The sequence below is a fragment of the Streptomyces sp. NPDC102467 genome, assembly GCF_044765445.1.
Classification (GTDB): Bacteria; Actinomycetota; Actinomycetes; order Streptomycetales; family Streptomycetaceae; genus Streptomyces.
The window spans coordinates 478,933-503,990 of record NZ_JBIWKA010000006.1 but is presented as its reverse complement, the minus strand read 5'-3'; the positions used below and the strand labels follow the sequence as shown (position 1 = coordinate 503,990).

Below are 25,058 nucleotides of genomic sequence, written 5' to 3'. Positions count from 1 at the left end.
ACCCGCCTACCGCGGCGCCCGCTGATCCAGGAGCGAGGCCCGACGGAGCGGCACCGTACTCCAGGACGTGCTCAGGCGGCGGTCTTCCAAGGTGAGTACGGTGTCGAGGCGGTGGGGGGTCTCCAGGAACTGGACGGCGGCGCGCAGCACCGCGCCGTCCGTGTCCCAAGCCGCGCCGGCGGCGACGGGCGGGGCGTCGGCGGTGCCTTCGGTCACCGCCCAGCCGCCGACGCCCAGAGGTACCGCGAGCCGGGCGCCCGAAGGCTCGACCAGGGTCAGCGTCCAGGTGCCGTCCGGGCCCGTCGCGAGGGACGCACCGGCCGCGGGCTCCTCCTGTGCGGCAGGGGTGAACGGCGCGGACGTCCATGCGTGCGCGCCGCCCCTGGGCGCGGCCGCGCCGGTCACCGGAGGGAGCGCCAACTCACCAAGCCTGTCGGCGAGTTCGGAGTCCGCCTCCGGGGTGCCCTTGGCGCCGAGGGCGGGCAGCAGATGTTCCCAGGCCGCGTCCAGCAGATCCTGCATCTGCTCGGTGGCAGCCGTGATCGCCACCACGGCGTCCCGCTCCGGCAGCACCAGACAGAACTGTCCGTACGCGCCGTCGCCGCGGAAACCGTGCCGGCCCATCCAGAACTGGAACCCGTACCCCAGCTGCCAGTCGGGGCTCTCATCGGGCGCCGGGGAGCGGCGGTCGGTCTCCACCTGGCACCGCGTCGCCTCGCGCACCCAACTCTCGGACAGCAACCGTTCGCCCTGCCACACGCCCCCGTTCAGGTACAGCTGGCCGAGCCGGGCGATCGCGTCGGTGGCGGTGTGCAGCCCGCTGAAACCCATCACCCGGCCTGGGGTCTGCTCGGTCCACAGGGCCTCACCGATGCCGAGCGGCCCGTAGAGCCGCTCCCGCAGATAGTCGTCGATGTGGCGGCCGGTCACCTTCGAGACGATCGCCGCCAGCGTGTAGGTGTTGGGCTGGTTGTACGTGAAGACGGTCCCCGGGTCCCGCTCGGGAGGGTTGAGGAGGAAGCCGCGGACCGGCTCGACCCGGTCGGTCCGGTGGGCGACGACGATCTGCTCCTCCAGATGGCCGCTGGCCATGGCGGCGATATGGCGCACCAGGATGCCGCGGGAGCGCGGATCGGTGATGTCGTCGGCGAACTCGGGGAAGTAGGAGACGACCGGCGCGTCCAGGTCCAACAGCCCGTCGCCGTACGCCAGTCCGGCGGCCGTCGCGGCGAAACTCTTGCTCAGCGAGTAGAGCAGATGAACGCGGTCCGGCCCGTACGGGGCCCACCAGCCCTCGGCGACGGTGCGCCCGCCGCGCAGCACCATGAGACTGTGCGGCTCGATACCGGGATGCGCGTCGAGGGCGTCGACGAAGCGGGCGATGCCGCGGGCGTCGACATCCATCTCGGAGGGAGCGGCGGCTGGTAGGGCGCGAGCGGAGATCGGTGGGTGCGTCATGCAGGCATCCTCCGTCGGCCGATGACGCGCCGTCCAGGGGGCGCCCCACCAGGCTTCTGCCAGGGTTGCGCCACCGTGATACCAGCCTGGTATCATCCTCGTATGGCGATGACACTCCGACTCCCCGACGACCTGGACGCGAAGCTCACCGAGCGTGCTCGTCGCGAGGGCCGCAGCAAGCAGGAGCTCGCTATCGAGGCCATCCGCGACGCCCAGGACCGGGCCGAGTTGAAGGTCGACGACGTCCTGGCCGAGCTCATGGACAGCGACGCGGACATCCTGGACCACCTGAAGTGACCGCTGTGCGTCACGTCCAGATCGACGAGATCCTGACCATCGCCCGCAAGGTCAACGGCACCGAGCACAGCGTGCGGGACATGGGACTTCTGGTCTCGGCGGTCGAACGACCCCGGACCCACGTGTTCGGAGCCGAGCTCTATCCCACGCTCCATGAGAAGGCGGCGGCACTGTTGCACTCCGTTGCCCGCAATCATGCGCTGATCGACGGCAACAAGCGCACCGCCTGGCTCGCCATGCGTGTCTTCCTGCGCTTCAACGGCGTCGGCGCCAGTGCCGCCCCGCCGCCCGTCTCCGTCGCCGGCCCCTTCGTCGAGGACGTCGCACAGGACATGGTCGACGTGCCGGTCATCGCCAAGCGCCTGGCGGCCTGGTTCCCCGTCTCCTGACATTCGGCGCCGCGAGGCCGCCTGAGCCGGTCACCCGGGTGGCCAGAAATTTACGTTCCTTCGCGGGGCGATCCTGCACGGGCTCGTCACCCCGGCGAGCCGGGGCCGATCTGCTGAATTCTCGTATCCGAAACACAGCTGACGCCGGAGACAGGCTCCGCGATGCCCGCTCATGCAGGATTCCATCGTTGACGGGTTTTCCGGTCGTGATTAGCGTCCCTGCCATGTCACCCCGAGCCCACGCAGACATGATCGACGAGCTGGACCGCCGCGTCATCGCAGCGCTCCAGCTCAACGGCCGTGCTTCGTGGAACTCCATCTCGCGATGGGTGGGGGCCAGCGAGACCACCGCCCAGCGGCGCTACCAGACGCTGCGTGAGCGGAAGCTCGTGCATGTGGTCGGCGCGCTGGAGCTGGACCGCACCGAGAGCGGTTCGTCCATGCTGGTACGCGTGCACGCCAAGCCCGGCAAGGGCCTCGAACTCGCCGAGCTGCTGGCCGAGTGCCCGGAGGCGCGGTTCCTGGCCGTCGTCACCGGCACGGCCGACCTCATCGTCGACTTCGTCGCCCAGGACAACGAACAACTGATGAGGCTGCTCTTCACCGACCTGCCCGGCGCGCACCTGATCGCCGGCACCGAGTGCGTCGCCGTCATCCGCAACTTCACCTCGGCGGCCATGTGGGACACCGGCCTGCTGCCGCCCGAGGCCGCCGCCGACCTGCGGCCCGCCACGCTCGCCCCACCGTACGACCGTGACGACTGGGACCAGGCGCCACAAGCGCTGTCCGGTCTCGAACAGGCCGTGGCCGAGGGTCTCGCCGAGGACGGCCGACTGCCCGTCAGCACGCTGGCCCGCCGGCTGGAGCGCAGCGAGTCCAGCGTCTCGCGGGCCCTGGACCGGCTGGTGGAGCGCGGAGTCCTGCACTTCAGGACCCTCGTCGACCCGGCGCTCCTCGGGTACCAGGCGGAGTTCATGGTGTGGCTGTCCATCGAGCCGAACCAGCTCGACGCGGCGGGACGGCAGCTCGCACGCCATCCGGGCACCAAGTTCCTCGCCGCGGCCACCGGCAGGTTCAATCTGGTCGGCCACATGGTCCTGCCCCGCCGTACCGACCTGTTCCGCTACACCGGTGAGGCCATCGGCGCCCTACCGGGACTGAACGCCTCCGACGTCACCGTGCATCTGGCCACCGTCAAGGGTGCCTGGACCCGGCTGGACCAATCCGGCTGAGCCCCCGGCCGGCCCTCCATCCGTCATGCGCCGACGGCGCACACACGTACCGCCCCACACATGTACGCGGCAGCCTGCCCGCACGCCGAGCCGCGCACCCCGAGACCTCGTGCCCGAGCCCCGCCCCCGAGTCAGGAGAGCACCATGTCAACGAACGAGCCTGACACCGCGACGCAGAGCTGGCGGTGGCCCGAAAGCGAATGGCGGCGCCATGTCGAGGCAGTCCGTGCCGGGCGTCGGCTGGTGCCGGAGCGCCGGCCCGGCGGCGCCCGGGTCGCGGTCGCCCTGTCCTTCGACGCGGACCACGAGACCATCCCCCTCCGCGACGGCCTGACCAGCCCGGGGCTGCTCGCCCAGGGCGAGTACGGGGCACGGGTCGGCGCACCACGGGTCCTGGACCTGCTCGCCCGGTTCGGGGTCCCGGCGACGTTCTTCATGCCGGCCGTCTCCGCGCTGCTCCACCCCGACGAGGCCCGGTCCTACACCCGCGACGGCCACGAACTCGCCGTCCACGGCTGGATCCACGAGCGCAACACACTCCTCGGCGCCGAGGACGAGAAGGAACTCGTGGGCCGGGCCCTCGATGCCCTGACCGAGCTCACGGGGCAGCGTCCGACCGGTATCCGCACACCGTCCTGGGACTTCTCGGACTCGACCCTGCAGACCATCCTCGACCTGGGCTTCTCCTACGACTCGTCGCTGATGGCGGACGACGAGCCCTACGAGATCCTGGCCGCGGGCCGCGCCACAGGACTGGTCGAGATCCCCGTCGACTGGATCCGTGACGACGCGCCGTACTTCACGATGGACCGCTACGGCGCGGTCCGCCCCCACAGCCGCCCCCGCGACGTGCTGGAGATCTGGACCGACGAATTCGACGCCGCCTACCGCGCGGGCGGTGTCTTCCAGCTGACCCTCCACCCGCATGTCATCGGTCACCGCTCACGGCTGGTCATCCTGCGGGAACTGCTGGACCACATCGCCGGCCACCCCGACGTCTGGTACGCGACCCACGCGGAACTGGCCGAGGCCGTCCGCACCGCGCCTGCGCACGAGATCCCGGAGCACACGTCATGAGTACTGAGTCCCCCGTGGCCCCGGCCGCGCAGGCCACGCACAAACTGAGCGGCAAGCAGCGCAAGGCCATCGTCGCCGGCACGATCGGCAACACCGTGGAATGGGTCGACTGGGCCCTCTACTCCATCTTCGCCAAGATCATCGCCGATGAGTTCTTCCCCTCCGGCAACGAAGCCGTCGCCTTGCTGTCCACTCTGGCCGTCTTCGCGGTCGGCTTCGTCATGCGGCCCGTCGGCGCGGCCGTACTCGGTGTGTACGCCGACCGGTACGGCCGGAAGAAGGGCATGACCCTGACGGTCGGCCTGATGGCGGGCGCCGCGTTCGTCATCGCCCTGACCCCGAGCTATCAGTCCATCGGCGTGTTCTCCCCGCTGTTGCTGCTGCTGGCCAGGCTGGTCCAGGGGTTCTCCGCCGGGGGCGAGTTCGGGTCGTCCTCGGCGTTCCTCGTGGAGTCCGCCGCCACCGGCCGCCGCGCCTTCGCCGGATCGTGGCAGCAGGTGTCGGTCGCCGGCGGGGTGCTGATCGCCTCCCTGCTGGGAACCGTCACCACCTCCGCCCTCAGCGACGCGGCCCTGCACTCGTGGGGCTGGCGCCTCGCCTTCATCGCCGGCGGGCTGCTCGGCCTGGTCGGGCTGTGGCTGCGGGTCTCGGTGGCGGACACCGAGTCCTTCACCCAGGTCCAGGGAGAGGGCCGGACCCGTTCCCACCCGCTCAAGGCGATGTTCGTCGAGCACCCCGGGGCCGCGCTGCGCGTCGCGGGAATCACCATCGCGGGAACGCTCACGTACTACATCTGGGTCAACTACCTGCCGACGTACGCGAATCTCACCACCGGCATCCCGCTGAGCAAGGCGCTGTTGTCGCAGACGCTGTGCCTGATCGTCTTCGTCGTCCTGCTGCCCTTCGCCGGTCTGCTCTCCGACCGCCTCGGCCGCAAGCCGACCATGGCCGTCTTCGCGGGCGGGTTCGTGGTGCTGGCCTGGCCGTTGCTGCATCTGCTGGGCGATAGCTTCCTCAGCCTGTTCCTGGTGCAGCTGGTCGGGATGCTGCTGATCCTCGGCTACTCCGCGAACTGCGCGGTGATCATGGCCGAGCAGTTCCCCGCGGAGATCCGGGCCACCGGGATCGCCCTGCCGTACGCGCTGGCCGTCGCCCTCTTCGGCGGCACCGCCCCCTACCTCACCACCTGGATGCACGAGAGCGGCCACAGCGACCTCCTGTGGTTGTACGTCGTCGGGGCGTCGCTCATCTCGTTCGTCGTCTACGTGACGATGCCGGAGACCAAGAACAAGGAGTTCAAGTGATGCGCCATGTCCTCATCACGGGCGCGGCCGGGGGGATCGGCCGGGCGATCGCGGCGGAGTTCGCCGCGGGAGGTGCCGTGAAGAGTGCCGCGAGAGGTGCCGCGGAGGGCGTCGCCCTCACTCTCGCCGACCGCGACCAAGAGGCCCTCGACCGCGTTGCCGCGGAGCTCGGCGTGACCGGCTCGGGCTCCGGATCCGGCGCAGGACCGGTCGGTACGCTCACCGTCGACCTGACCCGACCGGAAGCCGCGGCGGACCTCGTCCACCAGGCGTGGCAGGCGCGAGGACCGGTCGACGTCCTGGTCAACGCGGCCGGCGTCTACCCGTCACTCGACATGGGCGACGTGTCCGCCGCGGACTGGGACCGGCTCTTCGCCGTCAACCTGCGGGCTCCGGTCCTGGCCACCGGCGCCTTCGCCCGGCTGGCCGCGGAGCACGGCCGGGGCGGCGCGGTGGTCAACATCTCCTCGGGTTCGGCGCTCCGGGCCCGTCCCGGCGGCGGTCCCTACGCCAGTTCCAAGGCGGCCCTCGAGATGGCGACCCGGGCCGCCGCGCTCGAACTGGGCGCCCAGGGTATCCGGGTCAATGCGGTCAGCCCCGGGTTCGTCGCTGTCGACAGCGCGTGCAATCCGGTCTCCGACGAGTACGCCGCCGCGATCGGCACCAATCCGCTCGGCAGGGCGGGCACCCCCCAGGACATCGCCCGCGCGGTCCGCTGGATCGCGGGCCCCGACGCCTCCTGGATCACCGGCGAGATCCTGCGGGTCGACGGAGGGTCGAGCACCGGCGCACTCCATCTGCCCCGGATCTGGCCACCGGATGGCTCGGGGACGGCCGACGGCACCCCACACGCCTCCACCTCCACCCCCACCGCCGTACCCGCGTCATCGGCCGAGGCTCCGGCTCCGGCCAAGGAAGGAAACCCCGCATGAGCAGCGACAGTTACACGGTGGTCGGAGCCGGAGCCATCGGCGGGACCCTGGCGTTCAGCCTGGCCCGTGCGGGCCACCGGGTCCGTCTCATCGACACGGACGCGGCGCACGTGGCGGCGGTCCGTGACCGGGGGCTGACCGTCGCCCGGGGCGAGCACCGCGAGAGCGTACGGGTCGAAGCGGCGACACCCGACGCGTACGACGGCCCCCTCGGCCGCGTGCTGCTGGCGGTCAAGGCACAGGCCACGGGCGCCGCGCTCGACTGGATCGCCCCGCGACTGGCTCCGGACGGCTGGGTCGTCTCGTTCCAGAACGGCTTCAACGAGGAGCTGATAGCGAGCCGGATCGGGGCGGAACGCACCGTCGCCGCCTTCGTCAACATCTTCGCCGACGTCATCGAGCCGGGGGTGATCCTCGACGGAGGCGCCGGAGCCCTCGTGGTCGGTGAGTGCCACGGTGCCACCGTCTCGGAGCGGGTCCGCGCGCTCGTCGCCGACCTGCAGAGCTGGGGCCCCGCGGTGGCCAGCGACAACGTCGAGGGCTACCTGTGGGCCAAGGCCGGGTTCGGCGCCATGCTGGCGGCCACCGCCCTGGCCGACGCGCCCATGGCCGAACTGATCGACCGGCACCCGCTCACCATGCACGCGGTGGCCGGTGAGGTCTTCGACGTGGCCCACGCGCTGGGAGTGGAACTGGAGGCGTTCGACGCCTTCGAGCCCGACGCGTTCCGGTCGGCCGCCGACCCTGCCGTACGCCGTGCCGCCACCGTGCGCCTCACCGCCTGGCTGGCCACCCAGGCCAAGGACCGCAGCGGCATCTGGCGAGACCTTGCGGTACGCCGTCGGCCGGTCGAGGTGACCACGCACTACGCGGAGGTCTTCGCCCAGGCCGAGCGGCACGGGGTGGGCGCCCCGGTGCTGCGCTCCGTCATCGACGGGCTGCGCGAGCTGGAGCGCGACCCGGAACTGATGGCGGAGTCACGGCTGGACGCGCTCGACCGCCTCGCGGGTGCCTCCGCCCCGGGCTCCGCGGCGGAGGTGTCCCGTCCGCGCGTGTACGACGGTTCCACGCGTCCCGACCGGGAACGGGCGGACGCGGTGAGCGAGTGGCTGGACGCGCATCAGCAGGACATGGTCGACGACCTGGCCGCGTACACCGCCCAGGGGAGTGCCAGTGACGACAGGGAGGCGCTCGCCGCCTGTCTGACGTGGCTGCGCGGCTGGCTCGACGACGCCCTGGGCACCCCGCAGGCCGAAGAGGTGCTGGAACGCGAGCGGACGGGCGACATCCTGGTCCGCCGCTACCCGGGCTCCGGGGACCGGCCGGTCCTCCTGCTGGGCCACTACGACACGGTCTGGCCGACCGGCACGCTGGACGAGTGGCCGTTCGAGCGGGACGGCGACCGGATCACCGGCCCCGGCGTCTTCGACATGAAGGCCGGCCTGGTGCAGGCGGTGTGGGCGCTGCGGGCACTGGACGCGCTCGGCCTGCCGCGTCCGGGCTGCACCCTCATGCTGAACGGCGACGAGGAGACCGGCAGCCTCACCTCCAGCGAGGCCATCGTCGCCGAGGCCCGCGGCAGCCGCGCCGCCCTGGTCTTCGAGGCCGCGGCCGACGGCGCCGTCAAGACGGCTCGTAAGGGCGTCGGCCTGTTCACCGTCACCGTCACCGGCCAGGAGGCGCACGCGGGCCTCGACCCGCAGGCCGGCGCCAGCGCGGTCGAGGAACTGGCCCGCCAGATCCTGCGACTTGGCGACCTGCGTGACCCGGAAGCCGGCACCTCGCTCAACGTAGGGGTGATCGAGGGCGGCACCCGGAGCAACGTGACGGCGGGCCGGGCCGTGGCCCGGCTCGACATCCGGGTCGCCACCGCCACCGAACAGGGCCGCGTCGGTGCGGCGTTGGCCGCGCTGGAGCCGGTCGACCGGCGGACGACGATCGAGGTCACGGGCGACTGGAACCGTCCGGTCTTCGAACGCACCGCGGGCGTCGCCGAGTTGGCGGAGCTGGCCCGCACCTGTGCGGCGGCGCTCGGCAGGGAGCTGCGGGAGACGTCGGTCGGCGGCGCCAGCGACAGCAACTTCGTGGTGGCGGCGGGCGTCCCGGTGCTGGACGGCATCGGCGCGGTCGGCTCCGGAGCCCATGCCCGCTCGGAGAACACCTCGGTGGCCGGGATGGTGGAGCGGGCGGCACTGACCGCGATGGTCCTCACGACTCTGGCCGACGCCTGAATCCGTCCTCGCAGTCCTCCCTCGCACGTGAGCACAAGGGCAGACGTCACCTCTGGCGCAACTGGCCGCACCGTCTCGACCGCCCGCCCGCGCCTGCCCGTTTGCGGTCCCCACATGCCCGTCGTGTCTCCGCTTCGATTCGGACGCTATGGTATTTCCCGCCCAGCTACGCACCGGTCACATTTTGGGGGCATCATCAGCATGAATCGGCGGCGTGCGAACGCCGGCCGGGCGGGTTCGGTGGAGTGTCGGAACGGGTGACCGATGCGAAGGAGCGAGAGATCCTCGCGGTCCCAGCGCAGTGGGCGCCCTCGTCGCACACAATCCCCGGAACCGGTGCGTATCCACAGGAGAGGACCCTCAAGTCTGTGAAGAATCGATTCCCCGTTTCGCATGGGGCCACGCGAGTTTCCTGTGTTCCCACGTTGTTCGTCACAGGCAGGGGACGACTGTGAGGCAGCAGGCTGAAGATCCCACGATCGGTGTCGGCCACAAGCTCGGCCCCGAGGAGGTGGCCGTCTACCGGCAGCTTGCCCTCCACCGGCAGTTCGATCCGGCCCGGACGGCAGCGGAACTGGCGCTGAGCGAGGCACAGGTGACCGGCGCCGTCGACTCCCTCCTCCAACTGGGCCTGCTCCAGCGGGACACGGAGGGCCACGGAGTACTCAGAGCGGTCGACCCGCACCTGGCCGCGGCGGTGGCCTCGGCGCCGGTGGAGCGGGCCATCCGCGAGCAGGAGATATCCTTACGGGCCCTGCGTGACCAGTTCGTCCAGCTGTCGTCGCACTACGAGGAAGGGTTGCGCGGCGCCCCCGCCACCCTGGAGACCATCCCCGCTCTGAGCGAGGTACGGGCCGCCCTGGACCGGGCCGCCGAGACGTGCCGCGAGGAGATGATCACCGTCCAGCCCGGTGGCACACGCGCCCCCGAGGTACTCAAGGACGCTCTGGCCAGAGACAGTGACGTGCTTGCGCGTGGCGTGCGGATCCGCACCCTCTACCACCACACCGCGCGCTTCAACAGCCCGAGTCAGGCGTACGTGGCTCTGGCCAGCGCCCTCGGTGCCGAGTACCGCACCGCCCACCAACTCTGCGGCCGGATGATCGTCTTCGACCGCACCCTGGCCTTCTTGCCAGACCACCGCGGAACGTGGGGGGCCGTCGCGATCCGTGAGCCGTCGGTCGTGCACTTCCTGTGCGAACTGTTCGAGCAGGCGTGGACGGAGGCGCAGCCGTTCTCCGACGCGGCCACCGACGGACTGGAGGTCGTGGCCAAGGACCTGGACCGCACCATCCTCCGGCTGCTGGCCACCGGACGGAAGGACGAGACGATCGCCCGCCGCCTGGGCATGTCGCTGCGGACCACCCGCAAGCACATCGCGGACATCATGCAGACGCTGGGCGCGGAGAGCCGCTTCCAGGCCGGATTCGCCGTCGCCACCCAGGGGTTGCTCGGCGACGACGACCCGGGCTCCGGCAGCGAGGACCTCCGAAGCGCGCACTGACGGCACATCAGGAACATCGCCAGTCAGTCGGTTTCGCTCAGGACGAGTTCCATGAGGACCGTCGGGGTGTGGACATCGAGGAGGTCGTAGGCGTGGTCGCGGGGCACGAAGAGTGTCCCGCCCGCGCGCAGGCGCAGATCCACGGCGTCACTGGGGGGTCCACCCGCGGCATCGGCATCCCGCGTGACCCGGCACCGGCACGCGCCGTCCAGCACCGTCACCATGTACTCGGCCGTGCGCGACGCCTGCCGTGCGCCGACCGCCGCGGACGGCAGGAACCGGTAGGACGGACGGACCAGAAGTCCCAGCAGTTCGCCGAGTGCGGCTGCCAGCCCTTCGGCCTCCGGGCCGACGGCCCCGGACCGTCGCGGCGGCCCGTCCGTGGGGGAGAGCCACGTTCCCGCTCCGTAGGGCCATCCGCCGGGCGGGCGGACGGAACGGGCGAGGCGTTGCAGCTCGGGCAGGGTGTGGAAGTTCTCGGGCCAGAACAGCGCCGGGCCCTTGTCTCCGTTCGTCGCGACGCACAGCGCGATCTCCCGGACGAACGAATCGAGCGGCTTCTCCAGCCGTTGGGGCTTCGGCACAGCTCTCCGATCTCGGGTCGGCCCCCCGGCCGGACAATCGTGGACTCCGTCGAGTCGGCTGCCGCTTCGGTCGCTCTCCACCGGGTTTCCACCGGTCCCGGCACCGTTCGACGGCGGTGTGAAAGGCATTGTGGCGTTCGCGCGTTCGTCCTTGTAGTCACGAGTTTCAGCGACACCGCGCGGGCGCTCCCGGGCAGCAACGGGGCCGGGGTGGTGGTGGGGCCGGGGGGAGGCCGTCGGTCCGTGGCGGCGGCCGCCCCCTCCGTCCGAGCTGCTGTCGTCTCCCGGGACAGCGGCGCGAAACTAGCTGAACGACTTCGGGGGTTCCACGCTGCCCCAGCCGCTGTCGCCTTCCGAGGCGGCGGTGCGCAACTCGCTGAACGACTCCGGGGGTTCCACGCTGCCCCAGCCGCTGTCGCCCGGCGAGACGGCCGCACGCAGCTCGCCCGAGGCCACGGGGGGTTCCACGCTGCCCCAGCCACTGTCGTCGGTGGTCGCCGCGACGACGGCGGAGTGAAGGGCCGCGCCCTCCGCGGCGGACACGGCGCCGAGGGCGAGCAGTGCGGCTGCGATCACTGTGGTGACGGGGCGTCTGGCGTTCACTGGGACTCCTGTCGAGGTGGTGCGGAGGAGGCGGGGCGGGGCTTCCGGGCCGGAACCCCCGCTGACTCAAGGTTCTCCGGTGCGTGACCCGCCCGCCATGGGTTCAGGTGCTCACCAACCTGCTCGGCAGCAAAGACGAACGGGCCGCAAAAGGTGTGAAGTTGAGCAGAACGGTTGCGATCCTCAGCCGATTCGGCCGCCGGGTGTGGAGACGGCGGCCGCGCCCGACGGCGTCCCCTTCCGCCCTGTGGGCATTCAGCGGGCCGACCACTCGGCCTGCCAGACGGCGCTGGAGATGTGGTGCGTGAGGTCGTCCTCGTCGGCTCCCCTCGCCTCGCATGCCGTCTCGGGGGGCGCGGACGGTGCCCGCGAGTCGCCGCTCTCGTAGTGGAACTCGTCCCTGACGGCTTTGAGGAACTCGTAGCCGTCCAGGAAGTCGAGGCTGGTGGCATACCGGTGGATGTCACCGGGGAACGGTGTACCGATCGAGGAGAAGTACCAGCGGAGGACTTCCTTGTCAGCCACGTGGCTGGAGCCGGACGGGTCCGCGAGTCCGTGTGCCTCGAGGAAGTGCTTCTTCGCCCGGGTGCGGCGCACGATCGGCCCGTAGCCGGCATCCGAGCGCAGTGCGCGGAGCAACGGCAGGTTCAGGGCACCGCCGTAGGGGCGGTGGCTGCGTGCGAGGACCTCGTCCTCGATGAGGGAGGTGAAGCCGTCTTGCGTGTACGCGTGCTCGGCCAGCCAGCTCTGCCACTCCGCACCCGCTGTCAGACGGTGGGTCGTGCGGAACCGGGCCAGCGCGGCCGATGTCCTGGCCTCCGCGTCGGCCGGCGGTGTGCCCAGGTGGGGCACGATGGCGCCGAGCGCGCTGCGGCGCAGGCGGAGATAACGGGCGGGGCGCAGCCTGACCTCGTTGAGGATCGCGTTGATCCGCAGGAAGTCACCGTCCCCGTCGTGGACCAGGCCGTTGCTGTGCGACCGCTCGACGAACGCGTTGCGCTGGAGGGGGAAGTCCGCTGCGGCCTTGGGGAGCGTGCCGTGCTCGCTGCGCATGACGGCGAGCATGGCAAGGGCGTCACACTTCTTCTGGTCGACCGAGTGGTCCGCGACGAAGGCCGAGAGTGCGTCGATCTCGTGCTGCGGCAGCCCGGCCGCGCGGCCTTCCGCGAGGGTCAGGCGCAGATTGCGCTGGGGGTAGTACGTACCCTTGGCGAGGTCCAGGAGGAGTTGATGGGTGGCGTCGCCGACGAGGTTCTGGGTGCGCGCCGCGTGGAGCGTGGCCCGTATGTTCACCATCGCGTCGGAGAGTTGTACGTGGCCGTCGTCCGGACCGGCGTGCGCGACGGTGACCTCGTCGTCGTCCTCGAGGACGCCGCCCAGGTACTGCTCGAAGACCCTGCCGATCCCGCGCATGCCGAACGGGGCGAGTTCGGCGGCGCGCAGCGCCCCCATGCTGGCGCTTCCGTAGACGGGTATGCCGGCATGCAGCGCCTCAAGGATCTCCTTGTGCCAGACCGCGGGCACGTCGTGGAACCTGCCGTCGATGATGCCGATCGCCGTCGGTCTGTCCCGCACCAGCGCGTGGATGTGGCCCTGCTCGACCGGCGGCAGATACACCACGTCCCAGTCCCGCGGACGGTCCTCTTCGGTCAGGGTCGGGCCCACGAAGACGAACGCTGTCATTGGATGGCTCCTTGGTCGGTCACGGTGCTTGCCGCGGCTCACTCCATCGGGGCCAGCAGGCCCGGGACGAGCACCTTCATCACCGGGATGTCGATGTGCGTCTTGGTCAGGTCGACCACGACGATCTGCGACTGCCCCCTCTCGCGCAGCGCGTCCACGATCTTGAGCACGTCCTGTTCGAACGTGTCGTGCGGGTGGCTCGGCGTCTCGTGGAAGGCGCGCGTGCCGCTGCTTTTGCGCATCTCGTTCCACTTGGCCGTGAGCCGCAGCTTGTCGCGCTGCGAGTCGTACACATTGCGGGGCAGATCGTCGCGGGCGCCGGAGATGAAGGTGAGCCGGGTCTGGGCGGCCTCGGTGAGGGCCCGCAGGAGCGCTATCTCGCGGCGTAGATGCGTTCCCCAGCCGGTGTTGACAGGGAGCGGACTGTGCGAGGTCCTCGGGTCCTCCCCGATGCTGCACTCGAACGTGGGGATGCCCAGATCAGGTGTCAGGTCCCGGACCGCGACCTCCAGGCCGGCGGAGAGGAAGACGTCGAGGACCTGTCGGCAGGCGGGATCGTCCACCGTGGCGAGGTCCACCGTGTTCCGCGGGGCAGTTGGCCGCATCGAGTCCCTGATGAACGTATCGCGTTCGACCAGTTCACACAGGGCATGGGCCAAGGCCTCCATGGGGTGGTTGCCGGAGGCCAGCCCGTTGGAATTGCCCCACGGCGGGACGGTGCCGTGGGCGAGCAGGTCGAAGCCGTCACAGCGGAAGTCCATGGTGACGAGGTCGTAGGGGACCCAGACGGCGGCGCCGCCGGTCAGTTCGCGTCCCTCCACCCAAAGCCGCCTGCGGTCGCGGAAGTCGTGGCTCTGGAAGAGGTCGTGCCGGTCCAGGTCCAGCACCTGCCCCTGCTGCGCCATCTCCCGAGGCGTTCCCAGGCGCAGGGGCAGGGTCATGTTCTCCGCGTGCCACCGCTCCAAGCTCTCCATGACGCAGGACGCCCTCGCCGCGTCGAGGGTGAGGCCCTTGCCCTGGTGGACGGCGAGGGAACGCGAGTTGGGGCGGACCGACAGCACGACGGGTATGCCCAGCACGTCCAGCCCTGTCACGTTGGCGACCCGGGTCAGACCGATCTCGGCGAAATGGGGGCGGACCTTTTCGAAGGTCTCGCGCGGCGGCACCAGGCGGTCCGTCCCGTGCCGGTGCCCTTTCGCCGTGGCCGCTGACTTGATCGTGTCCAGCGAAAGTTCCATCACGCTGATTCCTTCGTCAAGGGTGGGTTCGACGGTACGGGCGACGGGAGCCGGTCGGGGGCTGGGTATCGGTGCAGAACGACACCGCAACTCCTGTGACGAGTATTTTTCCAGAGCCCGGCGTGCGTCATAAGTACCGAATACTCGTGACGGCCGCCCTCGCCGCCCGGAGCAATGAAACGGCGAAGCCGGTGCCAGGATGAGAGCGAGAGCGACGCGTGCGGTGCGCTGCGCATGGCCGGCCGGAACCAGCCGGAACACTTCAAGGACTTCGACCGGCCGCCGCGGCCATCGGAAGGGAAGGGAACTATGGAAACCAGCTATGCCAAGCTCCACCTCGATCCCGAACTGAACCACAGCTCAGGCTATTTCACGAGCGACACCCATTCGTTGGAGCAGGCCCAGCGCGCCAAGACCGACGCGATCTTGTCCCACTGCCGGATCGAGCCGTCCATGAAGGTCCTCGACGTCGGCTGCGGCTGGGGCGCGACCGCCAGGGCCGCGACCCAGCGGTACGGGGCGCACTGCATCGGCATCACGCTGGATGAGGGACAACTGGCGTACGCGCGCCAGAGGGATGCGGAAACCGGCGGCCCGCGCATCGATTTCCGCCTCAGCAGTTGGGAGGAGTTCTCTGAGCCCGTCGATCGCATCGTCTGCGTCAACGCCTTCGAGAACTTCGAGGACAAGCGGGGCTTCCTGCCGCACTGCCGCACCCTGCTTCCAGTGGGGGGCGTCATGGTCATGCTGACGGTGACGGCCGAACGCCGGATGTTCCGCGTGACGTCGAAGGACGAGATCGTCGAATTCGCCCAGAAAGCAGGATTCGATGTGTGCACGTCCGGGTCTCTCGCCGACGACTACGCACGCACGCTAGAGCTGTTCGTCCAAAACCTGAACGACAACCGGAGCACATTGCTTTCCCTGGTCAGTGAACGGCGGCTGGACTGGCACCTGAACTACTACTCGAAATCCGCCGAATACCTCAGGTCGGGACTGAACGACATGTTCGAGTTCACGTTCACGGCCCTCTGACACGGAACTCCGCCGGCGTCATCCGCCATCGAGACCGCCGTGCCGCCCAGGCGTGTCAAGAGAACTCGTGATGGTGGCCCTGAAGCCGTCCTGTTTAGCATCGGCCGCATGACTGTTCCCAGCCGAGAACTGACCCCCGACGACCTCGAACTCATCGAGTTCGCCCGCGAGATCGTCGACGCGCACTCCGACGGCGACGTCAGCGCCCACACCATGGCCGCCGCCGTCAGGGGCGCCGACGGGAAGGTGTACGGCGGAATCAACGTCTACCACTTCACCGGTGGCCCCTGCGCGGAACTCGTCGCGCTCGGCCACGCTCGGGCATCCGGCGCCAGAGACCTGTCCACGATCGTCGCGGTGGGTGATGCGGGCCGGGGACCCGTCGGCCCTTGCGGCAGGGACCGCCAGGTGCTGTTCGACTACCATCCCGGCATCCGGGTCCTCCTCCCCACCCCCGACGGCGTCAGGAGCGTCCGGATCGAGGACCTTCTGCCGCTCGCCGAACACGCCGGCCGCGCACAAGTCCTGAGCCGGCTCCGCAAGAATCGCCGGGCACGGACCGAGCCGCCCTCCCCCACAGCCCGCGCCTGCCGATGACCTTCCCCGCGAGAGCGCGGGGCACCTGCGTGCGGAACCACGCGTCAGCCCAGAAGGCCGTCCACGCTCCCGCCCAGCCACTCCGCGGTGGCCTCCTCCTCCACACCGAGTTCCTCGGTGAGCGAGGTCGCGAAGACCCGGTCGGTGTGCCCGCAGGCCCACGCCACCGGGCGGGCAAGGCCGTATGCGGCGACCGCGTCGAGGACCGACGCGCGTTCATCGGCGTCGAGCCGGCGCCACTCCCGCAGCACCTCGGCCACCTGGGACAGATTGGCGCCCTTGAGCCGGGCGAACCGGTCGACCCACCCCTCACGGAACAGGTGCAGGCACACGAACAGGAAGGAATGCGCGCTGGACAGCGCGGGCAACGACACCCCGCCCACCGTCAGACTCCGGCGCCCGGCCAGCACCTCATCCATCGGCACCTGCCACTCCGCGCCGTGCCAGGTGAGACTGTTGGCGACATCCAGGACGAACACCGGTACGACCGGGTCCGGGCCGATCCGGTGGAAGTGCGGCAAGTGGTCCGGTGACAACTGGTAGATGCGCAACTCGGCACGGGACCGGGGCAGCAGGCGGCCCGAGACCGAGTCCCAGACCCGCTCCGCGGCATACCCGGCATCGAGCAGCGCGGCGCTCAGCCGGCCCCGGTCCTCGGGCCGGATCATCAGGTCGATGTCGTTGAACTGACGCACCGCGCGTCCGTCATAGAGCCGGTCACGCGCGACCACTCCCTTGGTCCAGGCGGCATCGATCCCGGCCGCGGCGACGGCCTGCGACACGCGCGCGGCCTCTGCCGTCAACACGGCCTCCCGGTGACGGGCGCTCTGCAGGAACGACAACAGCGGAACCCGCAGCTGGACGGGGAACGAGCGGCGCAGTCCGTGCCGGTGCACATAGTCGGAGAGCGCCGCGCCGAGCTTGTGCCGCAGAGCGTGCTCGATCAGCCGCCCGTGGTCGAAACCGGGCCGGCGCAGCAGGTCCGCGACGCCGTCCGGCGCATGGTCGAGTCCCTGATGCTCGGCCACCGCCAGCAGCACGGCCCGCACATCGCCTTCCAGCGGAAAGTGTCGCGTTGTCCTGCCGGCCGCGGGGGCCGGCGCGTGTGTCGATGAGGTGGTCACTCGTTCCTCCACGAGGACGTGGTGCCCGGCGGACGCTCCGCGGGCCGCTGGTGGACGCTCTGACGAAAGCCGCCGGCCCAGCCGTCGGCGGCGAAGGCGACGGCGGGCGGCAGCGTGAGATCACCGGAGGAACGATCGCCGCCCGGGTATGTGGTCTCCACGACCGCGCCGAGCAGCGAAGCCGTCGCGCCGTCACAGTGCCGCGCGGGGCTCCAACTCAGCTGCCGCACGGGCACGTCCGCGACGAGTCGGCCCAGTGCCCGGCGCGCGGCGGCCGCATCCTCCCGGAAGGGCCGGGCGGCGAGCCAGTGTGTCCGGTACGCGGGGTCGGGCACGAGCAAATGGGCCTCGACCGCGGCGAGCGGATCGGCGAAGTGGGTCGCCTCCGGCCGGGCGATGTCCTGCGCCCGCAGCACGACGATCTGGTCGAGCGGGGCGGCGCTGAGGAAGCCGCCGCCCACCAGGGTGCGCACGTCCCTGTTGCTGAGCGACAGCTTGCCGGCGCTCCGGGAGGCCTCGTTCAGCACGCCGGAGCGGGCCAGCGACGCCAGCCAGTCGGGCCTGGACCGTCCCAAGGCGGCTTCGCCCGCGAGCCGGGGGGCCAGCCCGAGTGCCGCCACCGCCCCGGCACCGAGCCGGGTGGTGGACGGCAGGCCGACCATCCACCAGCCGCCCGAACCGCCCGCGCCACCCGGCGGCAGCAGGAGCAGACGGTCGGTGGCGACGACCTGGCCGCCCGCCTCGGCCACCCGGACGGCCGACGAGGTCTTGCCCGCTCCGGCGTCGCCGGGCAGCATCACGGCCCGGCCGCCGGGCAGCACGGCGGCCCCGGCATGGAACATCAGCGCTCCCCGCCGTACCAGGTCCTCACGGATCAGCTCGCGCAGCAGCCGGCCCACGGCGACAGCGGCTCCGTCCACTGTCGTGCCGACCACCGTCCAGGAAAGGAAGTCCTCGGTGAGCAGGACGTGGTCCCACTCCTGGCCCTCGCCGGAGGCCAGTACCCGCCCTCCGCCCTCGCCCGGCCAGGTCTCGTACCACCATCCGGCGAACGACTCCACCGAAGCGGACGGCCGTTCGGTGCCGCCCGAGCGGACGCGCTCAACAAGGCCGGGGTCGATGACCAGCGTCACCCGGCGGTCCGTGCGGGACCCGCCGGCGGCGTCCAGAACCTCGTGCTGCGCCGCGATCTCGGCGCGGACGCCGTCGAGGCCGGTGACCACCTCCAGCCGCAGGTCGAACCACGACAAGGTGAGAGGCAGGCCGGCGCCCCCAGCAGGGGAGGGTGTCCAAGGGAAGTCCGGTACCGCGTGTGGCCCGTTCACAGCAGCCCCACCTTCCGGTCGAGCAGCGCGAGGGAACCGTTGGCCGTCAGCAGACGGTCGTTGGCGTAGTTGAGGGCGGCCGACCGCAGGTCGCGGAAGGCGCGCTCCAGGCGCAGCGGGCTCTCGGCGCTGTAGCCCGCCGAGAGCCCGGCCAGCTGGACCATGCGGTCCACCGCGCTGAACGACAGCTCGGAAGCGGCGAGTTTGAGGGTGTTGAGCTGAATCTGCGTGGCTGGGGAGTCGAGGCTGCCACCGGCGGCGCGTACCTCGTCGACCCGTTCACGCATCCGCTCCAGATAGGCACTGACCAGCTCCAGTTCGAGCCGTACGCGGGCGATGCGCTCCCGGACCAGCGGGGACGACGTGTCGTGCGCGGAACTGTCGCGCAGCCACGCCAGCAGGCCGCGCAGCGCACCACGTGCCGCGCCGAGCCAGCACGCGCTCCAGCCGAGATGGGCGAGCGGAATCATGCTGTCGGTCGCCACCCGGCGAAACCCGCCCGGAGTACCGACGATCTGGTCGGCCGGGACACTGCCGCGCAGCCGTAGCGGCCCGCTGTCGGTACCGCGCATTCCCAGGGTGTTCCACCTGCCGGTGGACTCGACGGTCAGGGCCGACCGGTCGGCGTAGACGAGGGACACGGAGTGCCGGCCCGCGTCCTGCGCCGCGCGCATGGTGACGAGGAAGCCCTCGGCCCGGCTGCCCCCGGTGACGACGGGGGCGGTCCGCTCCAGCCACAGATCGCCGTCCGCCTCCGAGGCGTCGTCGCCCGTTACGCGCCGCAGTGGCTCGGCGGCGGTCAGCAGATGCCCGCCCGTCACCGGCCCGGTGGTGACGGAGGCCAGATACAGCTCCCCGCGGGCGACCGCAGGCAGGAGCCGGTCCAGCAGATCAGCGTCGGCGTGCCGCACCAGGACGTCGACCTGCTGGCAGTGCATCACCCAGATCATGGCGGTCGACAGACAGCCCCCCGCGAGGGCCTGGGCGGTCTCCACCAGCCCCGCCAGGTCGCGGCCCATCCCCCCGTGTTCGGTGGGGACCAGGAAGCCGAGATAGCCCGCGCGCCGCAACGCGTCCACGCTTTCCTCGGGGAACGCCGCCGTATGGTCGGCCGCATCGGCGTGCTCGGCGAGGACCTCGACGAGCCGGGCGAGCGTGTCGGGCTCCTCGCGGCACGAGGGCCGGCTCCGCTCGGGTTGCGGGCGGCGCTCACGAGGTGCCGAAGGACGCTGCGCTCCGCGCAGGCCGGTATCAGTCATTGGTGTCAACTTCCGTTGTCTGAAGCGTCAGTTGCCGGGCCGCCACCAATGTGGGCCCGTCCACTGTGATCTCGACGGGGGCCGGACGGCTGAGAAAGCCCACCAGGCTCGCGGTCAGTCCGTAGGCCCCGGTGTTGGGCACGGCCAGCAACTGGCCGGGCCGCGGATCGGTCAGCTCGACGGCCGGGTTGAGCACGTCCAGGGGGGTGCACAGCGGCCCGACGAGGCTCACCCGCACCGTGCCCGCCCCACCCGGCCCGGCTCCCTCAGCGGGCAGGACGGGCACCGGCACCGTCCGGGGAGCCATGAGACGGCCCAGCCCTGACATCCCGCCCAGGACGTTGACGCCCGCGTCCAGGACCACGAAGGTCCGGTCCCCGGACCGTTTGACGTCGACGACCGTGGTGAGCAGCGTGCCGGCGGCCGCGGTCAGATGACGGCCCGTCTCGAAGGCCACACGCGGTCCACCATCCTGGCCACGGCCGGGGAAGTGCGCGTCGAGAGCGGCCGCGAGCGTCCCCGCCAGGGCGGGAAACCGCCGAAGTGGGCCCGGCTGTGCCATCGGTGCGGGAAAGCCCCCGCCGAGGTCGAGGAGTTCCGGCACGAAGCCGGCGCTCCGGGCCACCTCGGCCGAGGTGGCCAGCGCCTGCCGGAGTTCGACGGCCAGCGCCTGCGGGTCCTCGACGTTGGTGGCCGAGAAGGTGTGGGTGCCGATCGGCCGGGCGGGCCCGGCCGAGGTGAACAGCGCGGCCAGGTCGTCCCGCGCCCGCCAGTCGGTGCCGAAGGCCGTCGGCCGGCCGGTCATCCGCAGCGACCCGCCGCGGCTGCCGCGCGGCCCGTTGAGCCGCACCAGATACTCCGCCTGCGTTCCGGTGTCCCGGCAGGCCCTGGCCAGCCGGTCGCGGTCGGCGAGCGACTCGACGGAGAACTGCCGGACACCGGCACCGAGCGCGCTGCGCAGCTCACCGGGCGTCTTGCCCGGCCCCGTGTACAGGACACCCTCGATCCGGGCGCCGGCGCTGCGCACCGCCGCCAGCTCGCCCAGCGAGCTGATCTCGGTGCGCAGGCCGCACGCGGCGAGTTCACGGATGACCAGCGGATGCGGATTGGCCTTCACCGAGTACAGCAGCTCGGCCCCGGCGGGCAGGTCGGCGCGCAGAGCGGTGGCGGCCTCGCGCAGGGCGGCCAGGTCGTAGACGTAGGCGGGGGTGCCGAAACGCTCCGCGAGGGCGTGCAGCCCGGCGTGGTCCAAGGGACGCGGAACGCCGTCGGCCAGGACGGCCGTGTCGCGGCTCATCGCGCGGCCCCTTCCGGCCGGGGCAGTGCGGCCCGGTCGACCTTGCCGTGCGCGGTGCGCGGCAGGTCGGCGACGACGACGCACCGGTCGGGGGTACGGGCGGCGCCGAGGCGCTCGAAGAGACCGCTCAGCACCCGCTCCGGCGCGAGGTCGGTGACCGCCCACACGGTCAGGGTGCCGTCCGGGGCGGGCGGGACCGCTGCCGCGGCCCGCACGCCGGGTATGTCGAGCATCGCGAGCTCCAGTTCCTGAGTGCCCATGCGCCAGCCGCGCCGTTTGAACAGGTCGTCCGCGCGACCGGCGAAGTAGAGCCGCCCCTCGGCGTCGAGGCAGCCGTGATCGCCCGTGAAAACGGCCGGCCCGTCGCCGTCCGGCGCCGGGCGGAAACGCCGGGCGCTCTGCTCCTCGGCCCTCCAGTAGCCGGCCATCACGTGGGAGCCCGCCGCCACGATCTCCCCGCTCTCGCCGGGCGGCAGGGGCGTCCCGGAAGAGTCCACCACCCATAGGCGGGTGCCGGGCAGGGCCCGGCCCACGGTCGCCGGGTGGGCGAGGTCCTCGTCGGGGTCGGCGACGGTGATCCGCTTGCACTCGCTCATGCCGTACATGCAGACCACCGCCGCACCGGGAAAGGCGCCGCGCAACCGTTCGACGTCCTGACCGACCAGCGCGGCACCGGTGTTGGTGAACAGACGGACCGGCAGCGGGCGTTGGTCGCGGGCCGCGAGCCGCGCCAGCATGGCGGCGTACGTGGGGACGACCGGCACGACGGTGGCCCCGGCCGCGCGCAGCGCCACCAGCTCACGGGACGAGGCGGTGCCCTGCGGCAGCACCAGTTCGGCCCCCGCGAGGGCGCAGAGGAAGATCTGGTAGAGCCCGTAGTCGAAGGAGAGCGGGAGCCGGGTGAACACCACGTCGTCCGGGCGGTAGTCCAGCCGCCTAAAGATCGCCCCGGCGGCGAAGGTGACCGCCCGGTGCGGGCAGACGATGCCCTTCGGGCGGCCGGTGGAGCCCGAGGTGTACAGCAGCAGGGCCGTGCCGTCGGCAGGGACCGCCACCGGCTCGGCCACCGGCCCGTCCAGCAGCTCCGCCGGGGTGATGGCCCTTGCTCCCACGCGCTCGGCGAGGGCGGTGAGTTCGGCGCGGTCCGACACGAGCACACGGGGCTCGGCATCGGTCAGCACCCAGTCCAGTTCGAACGGCGAGGCGGAGCCGCCTGCCGGTACGACGGCGGCGCCGACGCGCATCGCGCCGAAGAGCACTGCCGCGAACTGACGGCCGGGCGGCAGCACCACCAGCACCCGGTCGCCCGGGGCGACCCCCAGGGCCAGCAGAGCACCGGCGACGCGACGACTCGCGGCCTGGAGCCGGCGCCAGGTCCAACTGCCCGCGTGGTCGGTGACACCGGGACGTGCCCCGAAGCGTCCGGCCGCTCCGTCGAGCAGCGCCACCACGTCCGGCACGGCCTCGCCCGCACCCGCGAGTCGGTCGTCGGCCTGCGGCGTCGTGGACCTTCCGGCCGCGGCGCTCACGAGGCCAGCTCCCGGTACGGGCCGTCGGCGGCCATGAGATCGCGGTGCCGGCCGTGCTGCACGACGCGGCCCTTCTCCAGCACCACCACCTGGTCGGCATCCTCCACCGCGGTCAGCCGGTGGGCGATCACCACCAGGGTGCAGTCCAGCGCGGTCAGGCGGCGGAACACCTCCCGCTCGACCACCGGATCGAGCGCGCTGGTCGCCTCGTCGAGGATGAGCAGCCGCGGTCTGCGTACCAGCGCACGAGCCAGCACCACTCGCTGCCGCTGGCCGCCCGAGAGCCCGCCGCCGCCCGGGGCGAGGAGGGTCTGGTAGCCCATGGGCATGGCCGCCACGTCCTCGTGGATGCCCGCCACCCGGGCCGCCTCCTCCACGTCCGCATCCGAGACGTCGGTGCCGCCCCAGGCGATGTTGTCGCGGATGCTGGCGCCGAACAGCCGTGCGTCCTGGGCGACGAAGGCGATGGCGCGGCGGTATTCGGCGGTGTCGACCGAGGCGAGGTCCTGACCGCCGGCCAGCACCCGGCCCGCGGTGGGGGCGTACAGACCGGCCAGCAGCAGCCCGCAGGTCGACTTGCCCGAGCCCGACGCCCCGATGAGCGTGGTGAAGCTGCCGGGCGGCACGTCGAACGAGACGTCGGCGAGCACCGCAGGACCGCCCTGGTAGGCGAAAGAGACGTGCTCCACCGCGAGATCGCCCGCCTCGCGAGGCCCCGCCGCGCCGGGCATACGCTCCGCCGGGGACTCCAGGATGTCGCTCAGCCGGGAGAGGGACGCGCCCAGCGCCGACGTCTGCAGGCAGACCTGGGCAAGGTTGGCGAGCGGCACCAACAGACCCATGGCCAGCACGCTGAAGCCCAGCACCCTGCCTTCGGAGATCCCGCCCTGCGAGATGCGAACCGAACCAGCGACCAGGATGAGCAGCGGAGCACCGACCTGCAGAGCGATGCTCAGGCTCGACGCCAGGGCCGCCAGACGCCGACTCCGCAGCCGGGTGTTCAGCTCCTCGGCGAGGGTCTGGCTCCACCGGCGGCCGGCCACGGCTTCCAGACCGGCCGACTTCAGGGTTCCCATGCCTTCCAGAAGTTCGGTCAATTCCCCGTCCGCCCGCGCCTGCGCCTCCAAGGCGTCGGCGCCCGCGTACCCCTGGCGCCGCCAGAACAGGGCCACGAGCGCGACCTGGAGGAGCGCCAACACGATGACGAAGGCGGCGAGCAGCGGATCGGCGATCAGCAGCAGGGCCATGTAGACGAGGATCAGCAACCCGTCGAAGACACTGGCGAAGGCGGTGGCGGAGAGTGTCTGCCGCACGGTCGAGCTGGTCCGTACCCGCTGCTGGAGATCACCCGGACTGCGGCTGGTGAAAAACCCGTACGGCAGCGCGAACAGTCGGTGCACGATGCCCAGGGTCACCGTCTCGTCGACCAGCGTCTGGATGGCGAGGAACGCCGCGGAGCGGACGAACTGCAGGACGAAGTCGAGGCCGACGAGGCAGGCAAGCCCGACGGCGAGGAACTCCAGGTGGCCGAGGGCGTGCCCCGGCGCCACGTTCTCCACCACGTAGTTCGTGGCCAGCGGGGTGGCGAGGTTGAAGCCGAGCAGCAGCAGCGAGCACACCACGAAGGGCGTCCAGCGACGCGTTCTGGGAAGGAACAGCCGCAGATAGCGCCAGGGCCGGTCGGTTCCGGCCGGGCGCTTCGGGGACGGCCCCGCGGAGGGATTCTTCAGCGGCGGGGTCAGGACCAGCGCCACACCGGTGAACGAGTCTCCGACCTGCTCCAGCGGCAGCCGCCTGCGGCCGTGCTGCGGGTCGACGAGGTAGACCCACTGCCCGCTGACCCGCTCCAGCACCACGAAGTGGTCGAAGTTCCAGAACAGGATGGCGCCGGTGGGCAGATCGTGCAGCCGCTGCAACGGCACCCGCACGCCCCGCCCCTCGAACCCGTACCCGCGGGCGGCGTCCAGGAGCCGGCGGGCGGAGACGCCGTCCCTGCCGGTGGCGGTGGCATCCCGCAGGTCCCGCACCGGCACGTCGACGCCGTGCAGGGCCAGCACCATGGAGAGGCTGGCCGCACCGCAGTCGCTGGTCTGCGCCTGGAGCCGCACCGGCACGCGCCGTCGATCGCGCGAGGGCAGCCACCTTTCGGCCAGCCGCCGCACCAGGAGCGGACGGCTCAGCAGTCGGCCGGTCTCCAGTGCCTGGCCGCACTCCCTGGATCCGCCGCGTGCCTTGACCGCCTGGCGGCGGTAACGCAGCGGGCCGGAACGGGACGCCGAGGCCGGTGACGGGGTGTCCGCCGCGGGTGTGCCGTCCCCGTTCTGGGGCGACGCCGGCCGGGACGGGGAGGACGGGGACAT

Annotated in this window: 21 protein-coding genes; 10 read left to right on the top strand and 11 right to left on the bottom strand. The window is 71.5% G+C overall.

The window, feature by feature from the left end; translation table 11 throughout:
• Positions 1 to 6: 6 nt before the first annotated feature.
• Positions 7 to 1,458, bottom strand: a complete 1,452-nt coding sequence (locus ACIREE_RS15315; RefSeq protein ID WP_404151191.1) for a serine hydrolase — start codon at positions 1,456 to 1,458, stop codon at positions 7 to 9.
• A 102-nt stretch (positions 1,459 to 1,560) separates the two neighbouring features.
• Here ACIREE_RS15315 and ACIREE_RS15310 point away from each other — a divergent pair, with 102 nt between their 5' ends.
• From ACIREE_RS15310 to ACIREE_RS15275, 8 genes are all read left to right on the top strand, one after another.
• A complete protein-coding gene (locus ACIREE_RS15310; RefSeq protein ID WP_404151189.1) occupies positions 1,561 to 1,755 on the top strand; it encodes a ribbon-helix-helix protein, CopG family in 195 nt (64 codons plus the stop codon).
• Complete coding sequence (locus ACIREE_RS15305; RefSeq protein WP_404151187.1) at positions 1,752 to 2,144, top strand: type II toxin-antitoxin system death-on-curing family toxin; 393 nt, start codon at positions 1,752 to 1,754, stop codon at positions 2,142 to 2,144. Before ACIREE_RS15310 ends, ACIREE_RS15305 begins: the two co-directional genes overlap by 4 nt.
• Before the next feature lie 248 nt (positions 2,145 to 2,392).
• Positions 2,393 to 3,376, top strand: coding sequence for an Lrp/AsnC family transcriptional regulator (locus tag ACIREE_RS15300; protein WP_404151246.1), 984 nt, complete (start codon positions 2,393 to 2,395; stop codon positions 3,374 to 3,376).
• Between the two features lie 144 nt (positions 3,377 to 3,520).
• Positions 3,521 to 4,453 (top strand): polysaccharide deacetylase, encoded by a 933-nt coding sequence (locus ACIREE_RS15295; RefSeq protein WP_404151185.1) that lies wholly within the window; start codon positions 3,521 to 3,523, stop codon positions 4,451 to 4,453.
• On the top strand, positions 4,450 to 5,757 hold the full coding sequence (locus tag ACIREE_RS15290; RefSeq protein WP_404151183.1) for an MFS transporter: 1,308 nt from the start codon (positions 4,450 to 4,452) through the stop codon (positions 5,755 to 5,757). The genes ACIREE_RS15295 and ACIREE_RS15290 overlap by 4 nt, the downstream gene beginning before the upstream one ends.
• A complete protein-coding gene (locus tag ACIREE_RS15285) occupies positions 5,757 to 6,689 on the top strand; it encodes an SDR family NAD(P)-dependent oxidoreductase (protein WP_404151181.1) in 933 nt (310 codons plus the stop codon). The genes ACIREE_RS15290 and ACIREE_RS15285 overlap by 1 nt, the downstream gene beginning before the upstream one ends.
• Positions 6,686 to 8,920, top strand: coding sequence for a 2-dehydropantoate 2-reductase (locus tag ACIREE_RS15280; protein ID WP_404151179.1), 2,235 nt, complete (start codon positions 6,686 to 6,688; stop codon positions 8,918 to 8,920). Before ACIREE_RS15285 ends, ACIREE_RS15280 begins: the two co-directional genes overlap by 4 nt.
• A gap of 451 nt (positions 8,921 to 9,371) precedes the next feature.
• Positions 9,372 to 10,424 carry a LuxR C-terminal-related transcriptional regulator gene (locus ACIREE_RS15275; protein WP_404151177.1) on the top strand — a complete coding sequence of 351 codons (1,053 nt, stop codon included), beginning with the start codon at positions 9,372 to 9,374 and terminating at the stop codon, positions 10,422 to 10,424.
• 23 nt (positions 10,425 to 10,447) lie between these two features.
• Here the strand turns inward: ACIREE_RS15275 and ACIREE_RS15270 are convergent, their stop codons facing one another.
• From ACIREE_RS15270 to ACIREE_RS15255, 4 genes are all read right to left on the bottom strand, one after another.
• Positions 10,448 to 11,008, bottom strand: a complete 561-nt coding sequence (locus ACIREE_RS15270) for a hypothetical protein (protein ID WP_404151175.1) — start codon at positions 11,006 to 11,008, stop codon at positions 10,448 to 10,450.
• Between the two features lie 303 nt (positions 11,009 to 11,311).
• Positions 11,312 to 11,611, bottom strand: coding sequence for a hypothetical protein (locus ACIREE_RS15265; protein WP_404151173.1), 300 nt, complete (start codon positions 11,609 to 11,611; stop codon positions 11,312 to 11,314).
• A 255-nt stretch (positions 11,612 to 11,866) separates the two neighbouring features.
• Entirely contained in the window at positions 11,867 to 13,294 is a 1,428-nt protein-coding gene (locus ACIREE_RS15260) for a TfuA-like protein (RefSeq protein WP_404151171.1), read from the bottom strand.
• Between the two features lie 38 nt (positions 13,295 to 13,332).
• Complete coding sequence (locus ACIREE_RS15255) at positions 13,333 to 14,532, bottom strand: YcaO-like family protein (RefSeq protein ID WP_404151170.1); 1,200 nt, start codon at positions 14,530 to 14,532, stop codon at positions 13,333 to 13,335.
• 234 nt (positions 14,533 to 14,766) lie between these two features.
• Between ACIREE_RS15255 and ACIREE_RS15250 the strand changes: the two genes are divergently transcribed.
• Positions 14,767 to 15,567 carry a class I SAM-dependent methyltransferase gene (locus ACIREE_RS15250; protein ID WP_404151168.1) on the top strand — a complete coding sequence of 267 codons (801 nt, stop codon included), beginning with the start codon at positions 14,767 to 14,769 and terminating at the stop codon, positions 15,565 to 15,567.
• A gap of 108 nt (positions 15,568 to 15,675) precedes the next feature.
• Positions 15,676 to 16,164 carry a cytidine deaminase family protein gene (locus tag ACIREE_RS15245; protein WP_404151166.1) on the top strand — a complete coding sequence of 163 codons (489 nt, stop codon included), beginning with the start codon at positions 15,676 to 15,678 and terminating at the stop codon, positions 16,162 to 16,164.
• A 44-nt stretch (positions 16,165 to 16,208) separates the two neighbouring features.
• Here the strand turns inward: ACIREE_RS15245 and ACIREE_RS15240 are convergent, their stop codons facing one another.
• From ACIREE_RS15240 to ACIREE_RS15215, 6 genes are all read right to left on the bottom strand, one after another.
• Positions 16,209 to 17,288 (bottom strand): nucleotidyltransferase family protein, encoded by a 1,080-nt coding sequence (locus ACIREE_RS15240; protein WP_404151164.1) that lies wholly within the window; start codon positions 17,286 to 17,288, stop codon positions 16,209 to 16,211.
• On the bottom strand, positions 17,285 to 18,538 hold the full coding sequence (locus ACIREE_RS15235; RefSeq protein WP_404151162.1) for a hypothetical protein: 1,254 nt from the start codon (positions 18,536 to 18,538) through the stop codon (positions 17,285 to 17,287). The genes ACIREE_RS15240 and ACIREE_RS15235 overlap by 4 nt, the downstream gene beginning before the upstream one ends.
• A gap of 71 nt (positions 18,539 to 18,609) precedes the next feature.
• Complete coding sequence (locus ACIREE_RS15230) at positions 18,610 to 19,872, bottom strand: acyl-CoA dehydrogenase family protein (RefSeq protein ID WP_404151160.1); 1,263 nt, start codon at positions 19,870 to 19,872, stop codon at positions 18,610 to 18,612.
• The gene (locus ACIREE_RS15225) at positions 19,865 to 21,169 is read right to left on the bottom strand and encodes a type III PLP-dependent enzyme (protein WP_404151159.1); all 1,305 of its coding nucleotides are present in this window, start codon (positions 21,167 to 21,169) and stop codon (positions 19,865 to 19,867) included. The genes ACIREE_RS15230 and ACIREE_RS15225 overlap by 8 nt, the downstream gene beginning before the upstream one ends.
• Positions 21,166 to 22,698: a class I adenylate-forming enzyme family protein gene (locus ACIREE_RS15220; RefSeq protein ID WP_404151157.1), complete on the bottom strand. Its 1,533-nt coding sequence runs from the start codon at positions 22,696 to 22,698 to the stop codon at positions 21,166 to 21,168. Before ACIREE_RS15220 ends, ACIREE_RS15225 begins: the two co-directional genes overlap by 4 nt.
• Positions 22,695 to 25,058 carry a peptidase domain-containing ABC transporter gene (locus ACIREE_RS15215; protein WP_404151244.1) on the bottom strand — a complete coding sequence of 788 codons (2,364 nt, stop codon included), beginning with the start codon at positions 25,056 to 25,058 and terminating at the stop codon, positions 22,695 to 22,697. The genes ACIREE_RS15220 and ACIREE_RS15215 overlap by 4 nt, the downstream gene beginning before the upstream one ends.